This is a genomic window from Acetobacter indonesiensis (genome assembly GCF_000963945.1).
Taxonomy (GTDB): Bacteria; Pseudomonadota; Alphaproteobacteria; order Acetobacterales; family Acetobacteraceae; genus Acetobacter; species Acetobacter indonesiensis.
The window spans coordinates 1-1,414 of sequence record NZ_BAMW01000064.1 but is presented as its reverse complement, the minus strand read 5'-3'; the positions used below and the strand labels follow the sequence as shown (position 1 = coordinate 1,414).

At 58.5% G+C, this 1,414-nt stretch carries 1 protein-coding gene; it reads right to left on the bottom strand.

The genetic code is table 11. From position 1 onward, the window contains the following. A partial coding sequence (locus tag Abin_RS13830) for a beta strand repeat-containing protein (RefSeq protein ID WP_048847960.1) occupies positions 1–1,414 on the bottom strand: 1,414 nt, incomplete at both ends.

The following is a 1,414-nucleotide window of genomic DNA, read 5'->3' as shown; positions in this document are numbered from 1 at the left end:
GGCCTGACCACCCGTATTCTCCACGGTTGCAGCAGAAATCGCAGCCCCGCTCAGGCCATACAGCAACCCGGTATTTGTCAGAGTGCCTGTGCTTTTCAGGGTCAGATCGCCACCGGCTTCAATCTGATTGCTGTTGACCAGAGAACCGGCCTGAATCGAGAGCGGACTGTTGAAGGAGACCAGCTTGCCAGCGTTCTCCAACGCCCCTGTCAGGGTAAGATTTTGCGCACCGTTCGACAGCACAGACCCGGTTGACGTATTGCTCAGCGATGCCGCCGTGATCGACACAGTCTGGCCAGCACCCTGACTCTGGATCGTTCCGGCATTGCTCAGACCATCTGTCCTTGTAAGGGCAAGGGAGAGCGCGCCATCTGCCGTCCCCAGAACAGCCTCATTATCATTGGCGACGGACCCGGCAGTAACCGTCATGGCACCACCAGACACAAATTTTCCGCCATTATGAAGGACATCCGACAGGGTCACTGAGAGAGCGCCAACCGTCTTCAGCACGCTGGAGAGGCCCTGCCCGTCATACTGGCCGCCTGTCAGCGTCAGGTCCCCATTGCTGGCAATCTGACCCCCTGTATTGGTGATATCGGATGACGTCGTTCCCGCCAGCGTCATCCCTTGACCAAGAGCCAGAAGGGAGCCGCCCGTATTCTCCAGCTGACTGAACGCCAGAGACACTGTTTGCCCCGCCTGCAGAATACCATCCGTATTCAGAATAGCTCCCGGAGCCCCATCAGCAGACGCCACAGACAGCGCACCAGCCACGGCCTGAACCATGCCCTTGCTGTTGTCCAGACCATCGGCAGTCAACGCGACATTACCCTGAGCCTGCAAAACACCAGACGCATTCTGAACAGAGGCAGCACCAAGGGTCAGATCCCCTGTCTGGGTGGCCACCTTGCCCCCTGTATTCTCAAACACACCGGCAGAGTTCAGAGAAACCGTCGCTCCCCCGATCTGACCACCAGCATTGCTGAACGTCCCCGTGCTCTGCGCCGTTAAATCTGCCCCGGCAAAGAGCGTTCCCGTATTGCTCAGGCTCTGCACAGCCTTGACAGACGCGCTGTCCGCCGCCTCGATTAAACCGCTGTTCTCCAGTGAACCAACCGTCAGGTCGGCAGCCCCCCGGCGGGCAATCACTGTGCCAGACGACGTCATGTCTCCCGTCACAGCAACACTTAAGGTCGCACCCGCCCCTTCAGCCAGAAGACTGCCAGCATTCTGCAGAGCCTGTGTGGTGATGGCCACATTTCCGGACGTGCTCCCAATAACAGCAACATCATCCTCTTTGTTCGCACCGTGCGTCGTCAGACTGGCAGCAGAGAGGGAAAGGTCTTTGCCTGCAACAATGTGACCAACATCGTCCACAGCCCCATCAAAGGCTGCATCCAGCGTGTTTGCCGCA